Annotated in this window: 15 protein-coding genes and 1 tRNA gene; 11 read left to right on the forward strand and 5 right to left on the reverse strand. The window is 40.9% G+C overall.

The genetic code is table 11. The features are described from left to right. Positions 1–46: 46 nt before the first annotated feature. The 4 genes from PAARA_RS13535 to rimI all read left to right on the forward strand — a co-directional run bounded on the left by PAARA_RS13535 (position 47) and on the right by rimI (position 2,015). A complete protein-coding gene (locus PAARA_RS13535) occupies positions 47–949 on the forward strand; it encodes a LysR family transcriptional regulator (RefSeq protein ID WP_062569560.1) in 903 nt (300 codons plus the stop codon). Between the two features lie 185 nt (positions 950–1,134). Then, positions 1,135–1,211: transfer RNA gene (locus tag PAARA_RS13540), tRNA-Trp, on the forward strand. 68 nt (positions 1,212–1,279) lie between these two features. After that, complete coding sequence (locus PAARA_RS13545; RefSeq protein WP_062569561.1) at positions 1,280–1,582, forward strand: hypothetical protein; 303 nt, start codon at positions 1,280–1,282, stop codon at positions 1,580–1,582. Beyond that, positions 1,569–2,015, forward strand: a complete 447-nt coding sequence (rimI, locus tag PAARA_RS13550) for a ribosomal protein S18-alanine N-acetyltransferase (protein WP_062569562.1) — start codon at positions 1,569–1,571, stop codon at positions 2,013–2,015. The genes PAARA_RS13545 and rimI overlap by 14 nt, the downstream gene beginning before the upstream one ends. Positions 2,016–2,020: 5 nt before the next feature. Here the strand turns inward: rimI and PAARA_RS13555 are convergent, their stop codons facing one another. Beyond that, entirely contained in the window at positions 2,021–4,675 is a 2,655-nt protein-coding gene (locus PAARA_RS13555) for a hybrid sensor histidine kinase/response regulator (protein WP_062569563.1), read from the reverse strand. Positions 4,676–4,922: 247 nt separating this feature from the next. Between PAARA_RS13555 and prfC the strand changes: the two genes are divergently transcribed. The 4 genes from prfC (at position 4,923) to PAARA_RS13575 (ending at position 10,013) form a co-directional block, all read left to right on the forward strand. Continuing rightward, positions 4,923–6,506 (forward strand): peptide chain release factor 3, encoded by a 1,584-nt coding sequence (gene prfC / locus PAARA_RS13560; RefSeq protein ID WP_062569564.1) that lies wholly within the window; start codon positions 4,923–4,925, stop codon positions 6,504–6,506. A gap of 61 nt (positions 6,507–6,567) precedes the next feature. Then, positions 6,568–8,310, forward strand: a complete 1,743-nt coding sequence (gene argS, locus PAARA_RS13565) for an arginine--tRNA ligase (RefSeq protein ID WP_062569565.1) — start codon at positions 6,568–6,570, stop codon at positions 8,308–8,310. A gap of 290 nt (positions 8,311–8,600) precedes the next feature. Beyond that, positions 8,601–9,239 carry a pyridoxamine 5'-phosphate oxidase gene (gene pdxH, locus PAARA_RS13570; protein WP_062569566.1) on the forward strand — a complete coding sequence of 213 codons (639 nt, stop codon included), beginning with the start codon at positions 8,601–8,603 and terminating at the stop codon, positions 9,237–9,239. Then, positions 9,240–10,013 (forward strand): TatD family hydrolase, encoded by a 774-nt coding sequence (locus tag PAARA_RS13575; protein ID WP_062569567.1) that lies wholly within the window; start codon positions 9,240–9,242, stop codon positions 10,011–10,013. On the opposite strand, the gene PAARA_RS13580 is transcribed toward PAARA_RS13575, so the two are convergent. After that, the gene (locus PAARA_RS13580; protein ID WP_062569568.1) at positions 9,980–10,600 is read right to left on the reverse strand and encodes an AhpA/YtjB family protein; all 621 of its coding nucleotides are present in this window, start codon (positions 10,598–10,600) and stop codon (positions 9,980–9,982) included. The two genes, PAARA_RS13575 and PAARA_RS13580, sit on opposite strands and share 34 nt — an antisense overlap. 133 nt (positions 10,601–10,733) lie before the next feature. Here PAARA_RS13580 and serB point away from each other — a divergent pair, with 133 nt between their 5' ends. Beyond that, positions 10,734–11,753, forward strand: coding sequence for a phosphoserine phosphatase SerB (serB, locus tag PAARA_RS13585; RefSeq protein ID WP_062569569.1), 1,020 nt, complete (start codon positions 10,734–10,736; stop codon positions 11,751–11,753). Here the strand turns inward: serB and PAARA_RS13590 are convergent. Then, a complete protein-coding gene (locus PAARA_RS13590) occupies positions 11,736–14,213 on the reverse strand; it encodes a PilZ domain-containing protein (RefSeq protein WP_062569570.1) in 2,478 nt (825 codons plus the stop codon). The two genes, serB and PAARA_RS13590, sit on opposite strands and share 18 nt — an antisense overlap. Positions 14,214–14,550: 337 nt before the next feature. Here PAARA_RS13590 and radA point away from each other — a divergent pair, with 337 nt between their 5' ends. Together radA and PAARA_RS13600 are read left to right on the forward strand one after the other, a co-directional pair. Then, positions 14,551–15,936 carry a DNA repair protein RadA gene (gene radA, locus PAARA_RS13595; RefSeq protein WP_062569571.1) on the forward strand — a complete coding sequence of 462 codons (1,386 nt, stop codon included), beginning with the start codon at positions 14,551–14,553 and terminating at the stop codon, positions 15,934–15,936. Between the two features lie 82 nt (positions 15,937–16,018). Further along, positions 16,019–16,951 (forward strand): hypothetical protein, encoded by a 933-nt coding sequence (locus PAARA_RS13600; RefSeq protein WP_062569572.1) that lies wholly within the window; start codon positions 16,019–16,021, stop codon positions 16,949–16,951. A 40-nt stretch (positions 16,952–16,991) separates the two neighbouring features. On the opposite strand, the gene PAARA_RS13605 is transcribed toward PAARA_RS13600, so the two are convergent. Beyond that, positions 16,992–17,330 (reverse strand): BON domain-containing protein, encoded by a 339-nt coding sequence (locus PAARA_RS13605; protein ID WP_062569573.1) that lies wholly within the window; start codon positions 17,328–17,330, stop codon positions 16,992–16,994. 221 nt (positions 17,331–17,551) lie between these two features. Beyond that, entirely contained in the window at positions 17,552–18,784 is a 1,233-nt protein-coding gene (gene srmB / locus PAARA_RS13610; RefSeq protein WP_062569574.1) for an ATP-dependent RNA helicase SrmB, read from the reverse strand. Between the last annotated feature and the right edge of the window lie 37 nt (positions 18,785–18,821).

The raw sequence follows: 18,821 nt of genomic DNA on the forward strand, positions 1-18,821 counted from the left end.
TAAATATGGTAGTTTTGGTTTGTAAATCCCATTTGATGAGATAGTTTTGCTAAACAATATTGAATTACAGTGGCTTCTTAGCTTCCAGAAGGTATTTGAACAATTAAGTTTTAAGCGGGCCGCAGAGCTGTGCCAAATTCCCAAATCAAATGTGAGCCGTCATGTTGCACTTTTAGAACACGCGTTGAATGTACGGCTATTGGAACGTACAACACGAAAAATGGTCGCGACAGAAGCGGGAGAACTTCTTTATCAAAACTTAACTCCGCTGCTTGTTGCGATGGGGGATGTTTTACAAGAAACCTATCAAAATAGTGATTTAGTTTCGGGGCATTTAAAAGTCATTACACCTGATTTACCGTTTTTGGCAGAGGCTATGGCTGAGTTTTGTTATAAACACCCTAACATTCAGTTAAGTTGTGATACTCAGCTTAATCCCGAAGAGGGGCTATTAGAAGGGTTTGATATAGTGATACGTTTTGGACGAGGCCCTGTGGAGGATTCTGGATGGGTTGCAAAAGAGCTAGTGCGTTGGCCAAGTTGTGTCGTAGCTTCTCCTTTTTTACTAGATAAACATCCTAAACCAAATTCAACGACTGAACTTGGTAAGCTTCCCTGTATTACAAGTTTATCAGTCTTACAAGGAATGCCATGGAAATTCAAACGAGCAGGCACAGTTAATGTTGCATCCCGTTATAAAGTAAATAGTGGGCATATGGCAAAGTCTGCTGCACTCAAAGGGTTAGGTTTTGCGATACTTCCTTTTGAAGCGTGCAGACAAGAGCTAGAAGAAGGGCTGTTAACAAAAATAGATTCCTTAGCTGATGAGCCTGAAGATTTGGTTTTGTATGCTTTTTATTCTGGGCGTAGATATCCGTTCAAAAAAGTAAAAGCATTTATTGAGTACCTTCAACTTGTTATTCAGCAACATTATCTTTCAAGCGAATGAAGTGCTTTAAATGATTATAACTGTGTTTGGCTCTTTTACTTTTTGCAGATAGCTTGGGTATGTTTAAAAAGAGCTTTGTTAGCTTGCTAATTCGCCGTTTTGTTTATTTTGAAAGCAATTGAACTGCAAATCGTGTTTTTTTACTTTACCTTTATAAAAAGCTCTATATAATTCACCGTCATTGCAGGGGCGTAGTTCCAATTGGTAGAACAGCGGTCTCCAAAACCGACGGTTGGGAGTTCGAATCTCTCCGCCCCTGCCATTTCTTCCTACTTTACTTTAATCGCAAATCTTCTTATATTACTTGCTCTTAATCATGATTGAGTTGTTATGAACCCAAGTTACGCTGCGATATTTTCTGTACAACCTTTAGAGCTAAATCAACACTTTCAAATGGTGTCTGACGCTCCGCTTGAACACATATCTACGCCTCAACAAACACCCATAACGCTTCCGTTACAGCTTCATCAAGATCTTGAAAAAGCGTTGTCTCCTATAGTAATAACGCAGATTGTCAAGGCTACCAGTATAAGTTGGCAAGAGGGCTGTTTAAGCTTGCCAAGCGATAAGCTCACTAATGAGCAGAAAAAGCAACTTTGGTCTTTAATTGGTGAACAACTTGATAAACTTTAGAGCTGTTGATGCAAATGATATTGCACAGCTAATGGTCATTGAAAATGCCTGTCATAGTCATCCGTGGACAGAAAAAACCATGTTATCGTGTTTAGCGGGTCGTTATTTTAATCTTGCTGCTTTTCAAGGCGACGACATGCTGGGTTTCTATATCGGTGAGAAGGCAGGCCCTGATTACACCTTGATGGATATTTGTGTTGCACCTAAATACCAAGGGCAGGGAATAGCAAGGCAATTACTAGCGGCGTTTATTGAGTATGGCGAACAGCATGAAGCTGAGAACCTATTTTTGGAAGTACGCGAATCTAACAATCGTGCGATTGCTTTATATGAACGTGCGGGCTTCTCACATATGTCAGTGCGAAAAAATTACTACCCAACTGCAACAGGCAATGAAAACGCAATTTTAATGGGGTTAACGCTGCGTTTTTAAGCCCATTAGGCGGCGTTTTCAAGTGCACTAATAAGTGATTCATAGCTTGCATCAACCTGCTCAGTATCATTACTACGTAGCGCGCTTTCAAGTTGCCCTGCGGTTTTATGAATAGCTTCAAAGCCAAAACATCCCGAACTGCCTTTTAAGCTGTGTGCTAATGAGCGCAGTGCTTCCCATTCCTTAGCACGATAAAGCTGAATAACTTGACCCAAATAATCTGGTAACTTTGAGCGGTAATTTTCATTAATTTGTTGAAACTTATCACTTTTTAGTAAGTTTTCCCACTTATTCTGGCTGTCTTTTTCTATATTTAAATAACTAACTAAAACTTGTTCTAGGGCACTTTTGTCAATGGGTTTTGCTAAAGCTTCGTTGCAGCCAGCTTTGATATACCTGTCTACATCAGTCTTCATTACATTGGCTGTTAACGCAATGATAGGGCCATCATAGGCTGCGTGTCGAAGCATTTGGGTCGCTTCTAAGCCACCCATTACAGGCATTTGCATATCCATTATAATTAGTTGGTAGTCATTAACTAATGCCATTTCTACAGCTTCTGCGCCATTTTTGGCTATATCAGGTTCAAGCCCCCATGTCTGCAATAATAGCTTGATCAGTAACTGATTATCGGGATTATCTTCAGCAACCAAAATACTGGCATCAAAGTTATTTTCAGCAAATGATAAGAGTAAGTCTTTATCCGGTGAAAGCTGTTTATGGTCATAGATAAAGGCGTCATCCTGTAATTGTTTGGCATTTAGGTGGCAAGCTACTTGAATTGTGAAACAACTTCCATTGCCAGGCTCACTAATTAGGTGGACATCACCCCCTAATAATTGCGCTAAATTCTTTGAAATACATAACCCAAGTCCCGTGCCACCAAAGCGGCGAGTTGTCGTCGCATCAGCTTGTTCGAATGGCTTAAATACCCTTTCGACTTCACGCTCAGACATGCCAATACCGGTATCTTTAATTGCAAATTCTAAGAATTGTTTGCTGCTGTTGTAACAAATGCTAATAGAGATAGAGCCGTGCTCAGTAAACTTCACCGCGTTACTAGCAATATTGATCAAAATTTGTTTTAAACGAGTAGTGTCGCTGTTGATGATTTTGGGGATGGGTAAACTGTAATCGATATCAAATTGCAGTTGTTTTTCATTCGCCAAAGGGCGAATAATTGAGTCTATGTCATGTACAAGCTGCACAACGTGACAGGGGCTACACTCTACGGCCAGTTTTTCGGCTTCAATTTTAGACAAGTCGAGAATGTTATTAATCAGTTCAAGTAGGTGTTTTGAATTACGTAAAATGGTGCTTAAGTGCTGCTCATCATTGACTGCATTTTTATTATGTAAGAGTTGCTCTGTAAAACCCATAATTGCGGTGAGTGGTGTACGAATTTCATGACTCATATTAGCTAAAAAGCGGCTTTTTAATTGGTTTGCTTGTTCAGCTTGCGCAATGGCCACCTCAAGCTTGCTGTTCATAGCTTCAAGGGCTTTTGTACGGCTTTCTACCTTTTCTTCTAAGTGATGTTTATATTCTTCAAGCTCATCTTGATAATGACGAATTTGATTCACCATGTGGTTAAAGTCGTTGAAAAGCACGCCGACTTCATCGTTTGTATGGGCTGGCAGATACACGGATAAATCGCCATCCCCAACACGGTGGCTCGCTTCACCAAGTAACTCAACAGGGGTGAGGAGTAGGTTGCGAACAACAATATAAATAAGAATGGGTAAAGCGATCACTGAAATAATGACAATTAAAGCGGTGATCAGGCTAATCGCTTTGCCAGACTGGTAGAGAAGGTTTTTAGGTGTGGTTGATACAAAGTAATCACCATCGGTCATTTGTACTGCGTAAATAATACGCTCTTCTTTATCAATGCTAGAAAGTTCAATACTGGCAAGTTTGCCATAGTCAGCAAGACTCTTAATTTGCTCTAGTTCATATTCACTTAAATAACTACCCCGTAAATCATAGTCAGAGCTAAAAAGAATTTGCCCTTTAGTGGTTAAAAACAAATTTAAGGTGTTATTAAAAGGCGCTTCGAGGATGCTGGTGTTTAAAATCGAGGGCTCAACATGTACAACAATAAAGCCTAGTTGCTGCGGGCGCTTCAAATAATAATCTATGTTGTAAATTGGATGCACAAAATACAGGCTGGTGGAGCCATCCTCTTTTGCGATCATAAACTGTTGTTGCCGTAAGTTTGACTGCTGTACTTGTTTAAAAAATGGATACTCTTTAGGAGCGGGTGTTAATTGACTCGAATAGAAGGCATCACTGGTTCCATCTGGCGCTAAGTAGTTAATACTTACAATATCTGGATAGGCCTCCGAATAGCTGGCAAATACATTCATTAACTCACCCAAATGTTCAATATATTGGGTTTTTGAGTCTGTATCGCGAGCTAAAAAATCAGCAAGCACAGGGGATGTTGATAAAAGTCGGGTGATCGAGTGGAAGGAGTCAATATAGTTAAATATTTTTTGTTGTTGTTGCTCAACAAAGCGGCTGACAATAAGTTCAGCTTGTTTTTTTGTGGAGTTAGTTACATTGGTCAGCGTAAACCCGCCTAAAAATAACAAAGGTAAGATCACAAGTGGCGTGATATACCATAATAATCGAATGCTGAGTTTACTGGTTTTCATGACCTAACTTTATTTCCCTCCGTGTAATTTACCAATAGTATGCGTTACAACTTGATTACACAAGCTTAGAAAAAGATGAACAACTAAAACAACAAAAAGGTTGAATAATTACTTACAATCGCTGCTTTTTTGGCTAAGACAAACAGGGTATAATGCCCGTAATTCTATTTTATTTTTACAGTGTGCACTGCTTACTTTTTATGGAGTGAGTATCAGTGGCACTTTGTTCTGACTAAAAGCGGCTTACATGTCTAATTTAACTACCGAAATTAATAAACGACGCACCTTTGCGATCATCTCGCATCCAGATGCGGGTAAAACCACCATTACAGAAAAAGTTCTGTTATTCGGACAAGCGATTCAAAAAGCCGGTACCGTAAAAGGCCGTGGCTCAAACCAGCACGCAAAATCAGACTGGATGGAGATGGAAAAAGAACGTGGTATCTCGGTAACCACGTCTGTTATGCAATTTCCTTACAATGAGCGTCTAGTTAATTTACTTGATACCCCAGGACACGAAGACTTCTCTGAAGATACTTACCGTACATTGACTGCGGTTGATTCATGTTTAATGGTAATCGACGCGGCGAAAGGTGTTGAGGATCGTACTCGTAAATTAATGGAAGTAACACGCTTACGTACTACACCTATTGTAACCTTTATGAATAAGTGTGACCGTGATATTCGTGACCCAATGGAGCTATTAGACGAAGTCGAAACTGAGCTAAACATCGCCTGTGCGCCTGTTACTTGGCCAATTGGTTGTGGTAAAGAATTCAAGGGGGTGTATCACATTCACCGTGAAGAAACGATTTTATACAGCACAGGCCAAGGCCATACAATTCAAGAAGTGCGCGTTATTAAAGGGTTAGACAACCCTGAACTTGATAATGCAATTGGTAGTGATCTTGCTGAGCAACTACGTGAAGAGCTCGAGCTTGTTATTGGCGCATCTCACGAGTTTGATTTAGATCTGTTCTTAGCAGGTGAACTATCACCTGTGTATTTTGGTACCGCACTTGGTAACTTTGGTGTTGACCATGTTCTTGATGGCTTAACTGAGTGGGCGCCTGCGCCATTACCGCGCGAAACAGAAGACCGCCAAGTTGTAGCAACCGAGGAAAATTTCTCTGGTTTCGTATTTAAAATCCAAGCGAACATGGACCCTAAACACCGTGACCGTATCGCCTTTATGCGTATTGTATCGGGCAAATATAGCCAAGGTATGAAAATGAACCATGTGCGTATTGGTAAACAAGTGAGTATTTCTGATGCGGTAACCTTTATGGCCGGTGATCGTGAGCGAGCGCAAGATGCTTACGCGGGCGACATTATTGGTTTACATAACCATGGTACGATTCAAATTGGTGATACTTTCACGCAAGGCGAAAAAATGAAGTTTGGTGGTATTCCTAACTTCGCACCAGAATTATTCCGTCGTATTCGCTTAAAAGATCCATTAAAACAAAAGCAATTGTTGAAAGGCTTAGTTCAGCTCTCTGAAGAAGGCGCTGTGCAAGTATTCAGACCGCTTATTAATAACGACCTTATCGTTGGTGCGGTCGGTGTACTACAGTTTGATGTAGTTGTTGCACGCTTAAAAGCAGAATACAACGTTGATGCGATTTACGAAGGCGTGAGTGTTAACACTGCACGTTGGGTAAGCTCAGACGATACCAAAAAGCTTGAAGAGTTTAAGCGTAAGTGCGAAAGCAACTTAGCGCTTGATGGTGGCGATAACCTTACTTATATCGCGCCAAGTCGTGTAAACCTAAACTTGTCGATGGAGCGCTATCCAGACATCAAGTTCAACCATACACGCGAAAACTAATACGCTAAGTCTGCTTCAAATTTAAGTGCCCGCACAGCGGGCCATAAAGGTAAAAATTACAATGAATATTCGTACTCTTTTAATCGAAAAGGCAATTGCTGCTATGGTTGCAGCAGGGTTACCTGAAGACACTAACCCAGCGGTCACGCAGAGCACACGCCCACAGTTTGGTGATTACCAAATCAATGGCGCAATGGGCGCGGCTAAAAAATTAAAATCAAACCCGCGTGAACTAGCACAAAAAATAATCGATAATCTAGACCTTGCTGATATCGCAGAAAAAACTGAAATCGCAGGCCCAGGTTTTATCAACATTCATTTAAAGCCTGCTTTTTTATCGACTAGCTTAAAAGCAGCAAATGAAGACGAAAAGCTGGCTGTTGCGCCACATGCAACGGCGCAAAAAGTGGTGGTAGATTACTCATCTCCTAACCTTGCGAAAGAAATGCACGTAGGTCACTTACGTTCAACCATCATTGGTGATGCAGTTGTTCGTGCCCTTGAGTTCCGTGGCGATGACGTTGTTCGTCAAAACCACATGGGTGACTGGGGTACGCAGTTTGGTATGCTAATCGCGCACTTAGAAGATCAAATCAAGCAAGGTGTTGATTTAGAATCTGTGGCGTTAGCTGATTTAGAAACCTTCTACCGTGATGCGAAAAAGCGCTTTGATGATGAAGAAGGCTTTGCTGATAAAGCCCGTGATTACGTTGTTAAATTACAGGGTGGCGATGCACACTGTGAAAAACTATGGAAGTTATTTATTGCCACGTCTGTAAAGCACTCTGAAGAAGTTTACAAGCGTCTGAACGTGACACTTACGCAAGATGACATCATGGCAGAAAGTGCCTACAACAGCGAACTTGCCAACATTATCGCGCTATTAAAAGACAAAGATATTGCCGTTGAGTCTGAAGGCGCACAAGTGGTGTTCTTAGATGAACTTGCTAACAAAGACGGTGAGCCTTCAGTGTTTATCGTACAGAAATCAGGTGGTGGTTTCTTATATGCAACAACTGACTTAGCTGCTTGTGATTACCGTTCGAATAAACTGGGTGCTGATCGTATCTTAATCTTTGTAGATGCTCGTCAAAGCTTACACTTCAATCAAGTTGAGTTAACAGCACGTAAAGCGGGTTTATTACGTGATGAAACAAGCTATGAATTTTGCCCATTCGGTACCATGATGGGTGAAGACGGCAAGCCATTCAAAACGCGTACGGGCGGTACAGTTAAACTTGCTGATTTACTTGAAGAGTCAATTACTCGTGCAGCAGCTAAACTTGCTGAGCGTGAGTCAGACTTAAGCGACGAAGAGCGTAGCGAAATTGCCCGTAAAGTAGGTATTGGCGCAGTGAAATATGCGGATCTGTCTAAGCACCGCACAAGCGACTATATTTTCAACTGGGATACTATGCTGAGCTTCGAAGGTGCGACAGCGCCTTACTTACAATATGCATATACGCGTGTTCGCAGTATCTTCCGTAAATCAGGTATCGATGCTGCGTCATTAATAGCAGACGTTGCAATCAACGAGCCACAAGAAAAAGCGTTGGCACTTAAACTTCTTCAGTTAGAAGAAGTACTTGATCTAATGATCAGCGAAGCAACACCGCACGTATTATGTGGATACCTATATGAACTAGCAAGCCTATACATGACGTTCTACGAAGCCTGCCCAGTTCTAAAAGAAGGCGTAGAGCCAAGTGTTCGTGACAGCCGTTTAGTACTGTGTAATTTGGTTGCGAAGACATTGAAAACAGGGTTGGATCTTTTAGGTATCGAAGTCATGGAGCAAATGTAATCTGCTTCGTGTAGTTCGCTTTAGCTGCGTTAATGAGTTTATTTAGCCTAAGTCACATACAAAACACGTATGCTCCTTGGCATAAATAAACTCATTGCCTTGCTAGCACTCCTTCACTTGCAGAAAGTGTAAGAACTCATAGGGATAAGTCGGTTTTCCGCCTTGTCTTAGGCTAAACTACTTAGGTGAACTCTGCTTCGTGTAGTTCGCTTTGAGCGCAGCGAAACCCAACAAAATTGACAGCTCAATAACCTTGATTAATCTTTAGCCGATAGCGTAGAGGGAATTTTATGAAACTTGAAGATATTCGCCGTGAATATTTACAGGATGGTTTATCTGAAGAGATGCTTGATGCATCTCCAATCAAGCAGTTTGAAAAATGGCTTGAGCAAGCTGTTGCAACTAACTTACCTGATCCTACGGCGATGGTGGTAGCAACGGTTGATGAACATGGCCAGCCGTCGCAGCGTATTGTGCTGTTAAAGCATCTTGATGAAAACGGCTTTGTGTTTTTTACCAATACCGGCTCGCGCAAAGCGCAGGAGCTCAAAGGTAATAACAAAATTTCTCTTCACTTTCCGTGGCACCATATGGAGCGACAAGTCATTGTCTATGGTGAGGCTAAACCCTTACCAACAACGGCTGTGGCTAAGTACTTTTTATCGCGTCCTAAAGAAAGCCAGTTAGCTGCATGGGCATCAGAGCAAAGTCGCCCTGTGTCATCACGCAAGGTGTTGATGGAAACATTCGCGAAAATGAAGCAAAAGTTTTCTGAGGGTGAAATTCCACTCCCCGATTTTTGGGGAGGCTATTGTGTTGAACCGACTAAAATCGAATTTTGGCAAGGTGGTGCGCACCGCTTACACGATCGCTTTATGTATCAACGCCAAGCCGACGGTAGTTGGCAGTTTGGTCGTTTAAATCCTTAAATGCGTTTTATCGATTCCCACTGCCACCTTGATTTTAGCGAATTTGATGAGACTCGCACAGAGCTCATCAAAGCATGCAAGCAAATAGGGATTGAGCATTTTATTGTGCCGGGTGTGAGCTTGGCACAATCTACAAAACTATTCTCTTTTGCTAAATCAGAGCCAAGTATCTCAGTTGCTTTAGGCTTACATCCTTATTTTTTATCTGATCACCAATCTCATCACCTTGCTGAATTAGAGCAGCTAGCAAAAGCCCATTTAGGGCAATTTATTGCCATCGGTGAATGTGGCCTAGATCGTAGTATTGATGACCTTGATAAACAAACGCAGCTTTTTGAAGGGCAAATAGAGCTTGCAAACCAACTTGCTTTACCACTGATTGTGCATCACAGACAAAGTCACGATTTAATTGCTCGCTCATTTAAGCGCTGTAAACCCAAATACGGTGGTGTTATTCATGCCTTTTCAGGCTCTGAACAACAAGCCCAGAGTTATATAAAACAAGGTTTTAAGTTGGGGGTCGGTGGCGTGATAAGTTACCCACGTGCAGCTAAAACTCGTAAAGTTATAAGCGCAATTGAGCCTCAGCATTTAGTGCTTGAAACCGATTCACCATCAATGCCGTTGGCAGGGTTTCAAGGGCTGGTAAATACACCACTTAAAGTGCGTGATGTATTTACTCATTTGTGTGAACTTAAAGATGTAACGGGCGATGCGCAAAAAGAGCTTGCTCAGGCACTTTATGAATCTTGCTCCGCACTTTTTCGCATATAACGATTGACTTGCCAGCGTTTTAACCCTCGGCCAAGTTGCCAAGTAAAAATACAAGTAATTACAAGCATAAGAAGCACTTGGCGGCCTAAGTCATGGAAGCTACTGTGGCTTGTCGCTATAGAAGCTTGTGTTAAATAAGTAATAGCAACAAAGCCAAGAGGGCGCTCGTCATCACTTATCACAGGTTCTACGAAAGGAGTTTTTAAGCGGCTAATACCTGGTGTTGAATCTGGCAGTAAGCCAAAGGTGTGATGGCTTTGCCAGTTATCACTTGCGGCTATTTGTATCCCTTGTTGATCATAGATGGTTGCTGCTAAAACAAACTCATCTTCAGCAATGTTATTGCACAGCATATTCAGCGCAGGCTTATTCTTCTCCTGTAAAGGGGTCTGTGCATTGAGTGCCATAAATTTAGTGAGGCTGATAGCGGTGCTATTTGAACTGTCATAAAGTAGTTGATGAGATTGAAAACTACTATTAACCGCAACCCAACTTAAAAGCACAAAACATGCGGCCGCTAAGCTTAATCGCACCAGTCGTTGGCGATAGCTGGCGGAAAAAGGAGGCTTAAGATGGTTATTTTTCATAGTCACCGAATGCGCTGCTGACAGCTTTTATGATTGATGATACAACTAAGTCTGTATAATAACCTTATTAGTTAATTGATTACGAGTAGCAAATACGCGTTTAATCACAGACATAAGTCTAATTGGAGCCACTATGTCACAGCTTAGCTTAGCTGCAACCAGTTCAGCAAATTTAGTCGAAGAAATAATACTAAATTGCTGGTATGAAATTAAAAATAATCATCTTATTCAGACCAATTTACTACCTAAAGCAAATCATGGCGTAGCAAGTGTTGCATTTGGTTGTGAATTCTCAGCAGCTAAATTGCTTAATCTTGTAGAGTTTTTGTCGCAACATGGCTTTAGTAATCTCTCTATTTGTTGCTATCAGCCTACAGAAACATTGTTACCAGCATGGTGCCTATACAGTGATTCAGCAAAGCCATTGAGTCCTTTGTTATTGCAAGCGTTTTCTGCTGAGCAAGGTTATCAGTTAGTGCAACTTACAAACCCTGCTAACGTGAATGAAGCAGGGCTCTTATTAATGGATATGGACTCTACAGCGATTACGATAGAGTGTATTGATGAAATAGCACGTTTAGCTGATGTGTACGATGATGTTGCAGCTGTCACTGCGCAAGCGATGGCAGGTCAACTTGACTTTACACAAAGCTTAAATCAACGAGTAGCAAAGCTTGCAGGTATCGATGTAGCGTTAATCAATGAGCTAAAACTAAATCTACCTCTGATGCCTGGCATTACCGAATTGTGCCAGTATCTAAAAGCGCATAATTGGCACCTTGCCATTGCTTCTGGTGGTTTTGTGCCATTTGCAGAACACGTTCAATCACTTATTGGTCTTGATGAAGTGCACGCCAATACGCTCGAATTTAAAGATAACCGCCTGACAGGTAAAGTAACTGGAACGATTGTTGATGCCGAGCAAAAAGCACGCGTGCTCGAGCAAATTCAACAAAGACTCGGGCTTGATAACCGTCAAACCGTTGCCATGGGTGATGGCGCGAATGATTTAAAAATGATGGCTAAAGCAGGGCTTGGCGTTGCTGTTCATGGTAAACCTAAAGTAGTCGAACAGGCAGATACAGCAATTAATGAAGGTTCTCTGTTACAAGTTGCATACCTACTAGCAATCCCATTAGATTACACGCTTTAACCATATTTTTTTACGCTTATTCATTTCTGTTTTGAGTACCTCATCAATATCAAAATGAGTAAGCGCTTCATCTGTTATGTCAATTACATCCCCAACCCCTGCAACAGCCCAGAGTGCTTCTTCAAGGTCTTTTGCTTTATGTAGTGCATACTGGCTTACATATTTAAGCTCATTTGATAAATAGTCTATGTCTGGACGGCCAGTGCGAGACACATACAAACGAAAGATAAACACTAAATCATTTTTGAGTGCTTTTTTTATAAATAAGGTCTGTGGCTGATAGTCATCTTCACTAATACAGCGGCTGGTTATTGCTTCGTTGATTGTTGCTTTACGTGGATCAAAACGTACAAATAAAGTAAATGGTAAAGGTGGATCTTGGCGACTACGATCTTTAATCAGTGGTGTGATCACCTCTGTGATCTGATCGGTAGATAAAAAGCCATCGATCTGCGTTTGCTCATTTAGCAGGGCAAAGTTTTGTAAAAGTATATGTAATGGCGTCGGGTATAAGCCAAGCCCGATCGCGCCTGCTTTAAAATGAGCGGCTTCCTTATGGAAGTACAACGGAAGCTGGCAAACACTTTTAGTCACCATGTTTCTTAGTGCTGTAGAAAGCCCTGGTATTTTGGGGGACTCTTCACAGGCGTGCAACTTATCTTTATTGTTTTCAATAAGTGCCGTGAAAAATTGAATGCCCATATGGGGTAAGTCAGTAAGACGGTGTACTTTTAAGTTAACAGTTGTTAGTGATTTGCTTATCGCCATCACTTCATAAGCAAGGCTTGATAAGTCATGTTTTTTAGTTATTTTTTGTAAATCGGGAAGGCTTAACTTAATTATATCGCCTTTTTTAAACTCAACAGGGTTATCACACTCAATTTGTAGACCCATGACCGATAGATCACGAGTATGGCCTGAAATTAATTTGTCATTATGAGTAACAGAGACCGCTGTTTTATATAAATAACGTTTATGAGCGCGTAAATTGACGTATTCAAGCGCGACAGGTGTAAGTGGCGGCGGCGTTTTATGTTTAGTATGACCAAACTGCTTTAATTGATTCACTAACCGCTTGTCGAATGTACGTTGCTGGTAAGTGTGTTGCTCATACTTCGAACCAACAGCAGTTAGAATTAATAAGTACTTAACATCTTTAATAAGCCCCTGAACTCTAGGGCTTGGTGGCTTATTTAGCTTTTCGATATCCTTACCTGCACTACTCGGTAAAGATAGCGGAATATATGAATCTTCAGGGTGGCTTGGCATTAATTGTAACTTAAAGCATTGCCAGCTCTCTTTTTGGCTACCAAAACCAAAAAATAAATTTCGAATTTCAGGTTGGCTATCAAGTTCCGTTCGTGTGGCTGAGTAATAATAAATCTTTCCAGCGACCACATGCGTAAAGGTATACAGGTACTCCTCTTTTACTGCATCGACAGTACTTAAAAGATGACCTATTCGCTGTTGGTTTATAATGCTATATAAGCATGACAGCTTACGTTCATCACAAAAATAACGATGTATAAATGCATTATTTTCGGTTGTTAACGCTAAAGTGGGGTATAACTTATTACCTTGTAAGCTTAAAAAAGTGTAAAGCGAGGTAACACGCGGGATATAATATTGTTCATAGCCTTTCGAAACAACTGCATCCAAGGTGTTATCGAGGTTAATCTTGTAGCGGCGCTTATTGCCGTGAATAAAGCTTTTTAGAAAGCTATCGAATTGTTCATTATTCTCAATAAAGGTGCGTTTTAAGCGAACATGATTGTACTCACGCGACACTTGCTCTACAGCAACAACTTCGTATTGAATGCCGTTTTTTAAACCTAACTCAAAGTCTTGTTCAAGCCCAACTAAGCGTAAACCAATTAATTGTCCCTTGGTGACTTTATATTTAGGTGAGAGCTTGATTTTTGCGCCGCTTAGGGAGATGTCTGAAGTCGAAGCCGATATTTTGCCGCTCTTATCTAGCTCAACAGTAATTTTTATTGAGTAGTTCATGCGCTCTTCACGACGACTTTCATAAGAGGCAAATTTAATTACTTTGGCAGGTAAGTCGCCGTTATCTTCGATTGAAGAGGTATTTTCGTTTGCTTTTTTTTGCATTACTCTGTGGTTATTTTCGGTATTCATAACCGCTTCGTATACAGCAAGCGTGTAACCACCGTGGCGTTTGATTGCGTCTTCGAACACCTCAATGGCCATGTCGTCCATAAAATGTTGCTTGCCTTCGTGTTCGTAAGGCCTAACTTGACCGGTAACTTGACCTCGTAAATCTATAAAGCGAGCCACAGGCTGAGATAAACGTGACATTTCCATTTTGATCAAAAACTGCTCTGGCTTTGTTAAGCTAGCTGTCTTTGATTTAAATAGTTTGTCGAACTGGGGAGTGCCTAAATGTGCCTTGAGCTCTTCAACAAGGTCTTCATATTTAAGCAGTATGTCTTCAGCCATTTATAAAACCATCACCGTCAATCGAAAAAAGTAGGTATACTAGCAGGCAACCACAGTGTTAAAACGCCTTGCGAACCACTTTTTATTTCATTAATTATTGTTATAGGTATTCGCCAAATAAATGGCAAGCACTGTAAAACTTTATTTGTAAGCAAAAACTATGCCCTAAAATATAGCGTTATTACGCAGTTAAGCGAATAAAGCCTTAAGGGAATTGATTTGAGGTACGTCCGTTGTGTGTCGTCTCTAGAGATGCCGACATCTTAAATCGTTAGTTCAGTTGTCTATTGTACATTTAAATACATCACAAATCAGCGACCAAAATAGGTAAAGCTCAATGGCAAAATCAGCAAAAATCGAATTTGTCTGCACAGAGTGCGGTATGAACTATCAGCGTTGGCAGGGGCAGTGTAAATGCGGTGCTTGGAATACACTGGCAGAATTTAAACCTTCAGCAGGGCAATCTAAACAAGCTGCAAGTCGCGCAGCGGTGGCAGGTTATGCCGGAGGCGCTGGTGGCGGTTCTAAAAAAATTAATGAGGTCGAAACGGCTGAAGCTGAAAAACGTCTGACTGAAATTGGCGAACTTGATCGCGTGCTTAGTGGCGGTGTCACCACAGGTTCGGTGAATATTATTTCTGGTGATCCAGGAGCAGGTAAAACGACCTTGTTGTCCGATTTAATTGCGCGTATGTCAAAATTAATGCCCTCTTTGTACTGTACCGCTGAAGAATCATTATCGCAGTTTAAAAACCGAGTTAATCGCTTGCGTTTGGATTATAACCAAGATGAGCTTTACTTACTGTCTGAAACCAGTGTTGAAGCGATTATCGAAGAGCTTGATAAAAATAAAATTAAATTTGCTGTTATTGACTCAATTCAGGCTGTGGTAACTGAAACGGCAAACGGCAGCCCCGGTTCACCATCGCAAGTTAAAAGCGCAGCACAAGCGTTAACACAATACTGTAAGCAACATGACGTGACTATGTTTATCATTGCTCATGTTAATAAAAACAATGAAATAGCGGGCCCACAAACGTTAGTGCATATTGTTGATGCACTGCTTCATATAGATACTAACGACGGACAAATACGTACCTTACGTGCTAACAAAAACCGTTTTGGTGATATTGATACGGTGGGGATTTTCAGAATGTGTGAGCGCGGTATGCTCAGTGTTGATAACCCAAGTGAGATATTTTTATCGGGTTCAAGTACTGAATCGCCAGGTTCAGCAATCACTTGTATTCGTAAGGGGAACCGTAACCTCCTCCTAGAAATTCAATGTTTAACAACAGAAACCGAAGCAGAGTTTCCACAACGTGTTTGCGTTGGATTGAATATGAATCGAATTAAAATGCTTACCGGTATATTACGCAAACATACAAAAACGAAAATTTTCCATGATACTTTTTTCAATATTGTTGGCGGCTTAAAGATAGATGAGTCAGAGACTTGTATTGACCTTGCTTTAGTCGCGGCACTGTTAAGCAGTCTCAATGAATTTGTTGTGCCTAGGACAACTTGCATCATGGGGGAACTGAGCTTAAACGGTGATGTCAGACCTATAGATAGTGGTGTGCCGCGAGTAAAAGAGGCTGCACAGCATGGTTTTACAGAAATATTTATTCCATATCGAAACTACCATAAATCAATGGAAGGTTTAGGAGCAAAAATTACGCCTGTGAAAACGGTGCATGAGCTCTTGTCATTAATTAATTAGTGACAATTTGATAAGCTAGGGTTGTGTTGAACCTTTAAGCTCAACATTCTCAAGAAATTAGCACCAACTTAAAGGAAATAAAATGAAGAAGTTAGTAATTGCAGTTGCTGTCGCAGCTGTTGCCGGTGGCGCATATTATGCGAACTACACAGCAACACAGGAAGTGAAAAAAGTGGTTGATCAGCAAATTGCTGCACTATCAGCCCAAAGTGGTGTTGAGGTGATGTATGATGATATTTCAGCGAGTGTATTTAATAACAGTGTGCAGCTATCTGGCATCAAAGTGCAAAGTGTTGAAGGTGATGAGCAAGTTGCCAGTATTGATACCATTAAAGTAACAGGCTATGAGGAAGATGCCATTCCTCCGCACACTGGGTTTGTAATGACTAACTTTCGCTTTAGCGATTCTTTCTTGGCACAGCTGCCACAAAGCGCCAACAGTAAGCTAGCCTCTAAAAGCTATAATGTAGACTCATCGCTTGATTACAATAAAGACTCAGGTGATAGTGACTTTGCGCTGAAAGTAACCGCAGCGGATGTAGCTGATGTGACGTTTAATTTAGGGTTAGCCAAGTCTACCCCTTTGATGGAAGCATCACTTGCTATTAGCCAACAACAAAAAGCTTCTGGCGGTGCACAACCAACTCTTGAGCAACAGCTTCAGCAGCAGTCAAAGATGATGGCTGCCATGTCTGAGTTGGAGCCTCGCAGTGTAGAGTTTGCGATTGAAAATCAAGGTGAATTAAAAGCGGTAGTAGAAAGCTTTTTAAAAGCGCAAGGTATGACCCACGAGCAATTTCAGCAAATGGTCACAATGCAGCTGCAACAAGCTCCTGTTAGCGCAGATTTAGCCACAGCGATTACTAATTTTGCCAACGGTTTATCTTCATTATCTTTGTCTGCAAGTTTACCTGAGGGCAAAACGATGCTAGAAATTAACCAACAAATTATGAGCCTAGCAGGTCAACCAGAAGAACTTGCTAAATTTATCAATTTAGACGCTAAAGGAGAATAAGTAACTAACGTTAAGTTACTTATTCTTTTAGAAAATAACCTTAAAACTTAGCGGTATCAGACTGGCTGACTTTAAGGTTATTTTTCACACGGCTAACTCCTTGGCTGTGCTCTAAAAACTTTTGTGCCAATGCGCGTTTAAAGCCCGTTTCCGTGGAACCGTATAATTCAATCGTATCACCGTTAACAATAACTTGTAGGTTCTCGATAGAAAAATTAGGATTACTCATCAGCTTGTGAAGTGCTAATTGCTGAAGTCGAGGTTGAGCCGATGTGCTAGTAGTTAATACACTGGTATTAGCGCTAACTTGTGTTGCGCATGCAAGTAAAAAAATACAACAAAATGATGTAAGTACTACTGTTAGTTTAAAACGGTTCATACGATTCCCTCGTGAATGATGAGCATATGCTGAACCAGTTACAATTTTTATTCCAATATTTAATATGTTGATTTTAAAGGATAATATATTTTAACTAGTTATTTCAGGAAAAAAAGCTATGAATTAATTACACACTAGTTAGTAAAAACGGCAGCAAAAAGTACACACAAAAATGCCGTGACAAGCACGGCATTTTTTAGTTATTACAGTATCTACGAAGATTATTTTTTCTTTTTCGCTTTTACCTTTGCTTTCTTTTTAGCCTTCATCTTTACTGGATCCTTTTTCTTTTTCGACGGGATCTTTGCTTCTTTGTGTTGTGGCTCTAACCCTTTAATAACACGACGCTTTAACTTTTGTTCAATATAACGTTCAACCTTACCCAAAATAGCAACGTCATGTGCTTCTACAAATGAAATTGCTGTGCCTTTTTTACCTGCACGACCTGTACGGCCAATTCGGTGCACATACACATCTGCTGTACGGGGCATATCAAAGTTAATTACATGGCTAATATCAGCTACATCAATACCACGCGCCGCTACGTCAGTTGCAACTAAAATTTTATTGCGACCAGAATGGAAATTTTCCATTGCTTTCATGCGTTTATCTTGTGGCATTTCACCACGTAGCCAAGCTACACGAAGTCCTTCGTTGTTTAGAGCGCCAATCAGAGTTTCAAGGCGCTCACGTGTTTTTACAAAGACAATGGCTTTTTGCAGCTCGTCACTGTTAAGCGTATCAATGAGCATCTTTAATTTGTGATTATAATCATCAGCTAAGTGCACCCACTGGTGAATTTTGCCTTTTTCTTTACGTGACGACTCTGCTTCGAGTAGTGCAGGGTCATTCAAAATACGCTCGGCAAACAACTCAACGCTGTCGCCTTCTAACGTGGCAGAGAATAAGAAGCATTGACGACGATTACGTGCTTCATCACAGATACGTAGCATTTCTTTACGAAAGCCCATATCAAGCATGCGATCCGCTTCATCGAGAATAAGCATTTCGACGTTTTCAGCATGGAAGTTCTCAGTTTCAAGGTATTCCATTAAGCGACCTGGTGTCGCAATAAGAATGTCGTTATTGCTTTCAAAAATCTCTTTATGTGTCCCATAGTTAATACCGCCCGTGACAACACCTATTTTTAAGTGCGTTTGTGCAGCTAGCAGTTCACATTGCTCATGAATTTGATAAGCAAGTTCACGAGTGGGGGTCATGATCAGCACCCGTGCAAAACCTGGATCGCGACGTGGGAAGTCAAGCAAGTATTGAATTGCAGGAATCAAAAACGCGGCTGTTTTACCCGTACCTGTAGGGGCAGATGCCAAAATATCACGACCTTGTAGTGCTTCAGGGATCGCTTGTTGTTGAATACTTGTTGGCGTATCAAAACCCATTTTATTGATGGCATTTAACAGCTTGTTATCGATATCAAATTCAGAAAATTGCATAGAGTGACATAAATAGAGGACAATTAGAGTTGATTAT

It is taken from the genome of Pseudoalteromonas arabiensis (genome assembly GCF_001550155.1).
In the GTDB taxonomy this organism is placed as follows: domain Bacteria; phylum Pseudomonadota; class Gammaproteobacteria; order Enterobacterales; family Alteromonadaceae; genus Pseudoalteromonas; species Pseudoalteromonas arabiensis.

Excerpts from the sequence above, each read along its gene's own strand:
- PAARA_RS13545 (WP_062569561.1), top strand. The coding sequence starts at position 1,280 with ATGAACCCAAGTTACGCTGCGATATTTTCTGTACAACCTTTAGAGCTA.
- PAARA_RS13555 (WP_062569563.1), bottom strand. The coding sequence starts at position 4,675 with ATGAAAACCAGTAAACTCAGCATTCGATTATTATGGTATATCACGCCA.
- prfC (WP_062569564.1), top strand. The coding sequence starts at position 4,923 with ATGTCTAATTTAACTACCGAAATTAATAAACGACGCACCTTTGCGATC.
- argS (WP_062569565.1), top strand. The coding sequence starts at position 6,568 with ATGAATATTCGTACTCTTTTAATCGAAAAGGCAATTGCTGCTATGGTT.
- pdxH (WP_062569566.1), top strand. The coding sequence starts at position 8,601 with ATGAAACTTGAAGATATTCGCCGTGAATATTTACAGGATGGTTTATCT.
- PAARA_RS13575 (WP_062569567.1), top strand. The coding sequence starts at position 9,240 with ATGCGTTTTATCGATTCCCACTGCCACCTTGATTTTAGCGAATTTGAT.
- PAARA_RS13580 (WP_062569568.1), bottom strand. The coding sequence starts at position 10,600 with ATGAAAAATAACCATCTTAAGCCTCCTTTTTCCGCCAGCTATCGCCAA.
- serB (WP_062569569.1), top strand. The coding sequence starts at position 10,734 with ATGTCACAGCTTAGCTTAGCTGCAACCAGTTCAGCAAATTTAGTCGAA.
- PAARA_RS13590 (WP_062569570.1), bottom strand. The coding sequence starts at position 14,213 with ATGGCTGAAGACATACTGCTTAAATATGAAGACCTTGTTGAAGAGCTC.
- radA (WP_062569571.1), top strand. The coding sequence starts at position 14,551 with ATGGCAAAATCAGCAAAAATCGAATTTGTCTGCACAGAGTGCGGTATG.
- PAARA_RS13600 (WP_062569572.1), top strand. The coding sequence starts at position 16,019 with ATGAAGAAGTTAGTAATTGCAGTTGCTGTCGCAGCTGTTGCCGGTGGC.
- PAARA_RS13605 (WP_062569573.1), bottom strand. The coding sequence starts at position 17,330 with ATGAACCGTTTTAAACTAACAGTAGTACTTACATCATTTTGTTGTATT.
- srmB (WP_062569574.1), bottom strand. The coding sequence starts at position 18,784 with ATGCAATTTTCTGAATTTGATATCGATAACAAGCTGTTAAATGCCATC.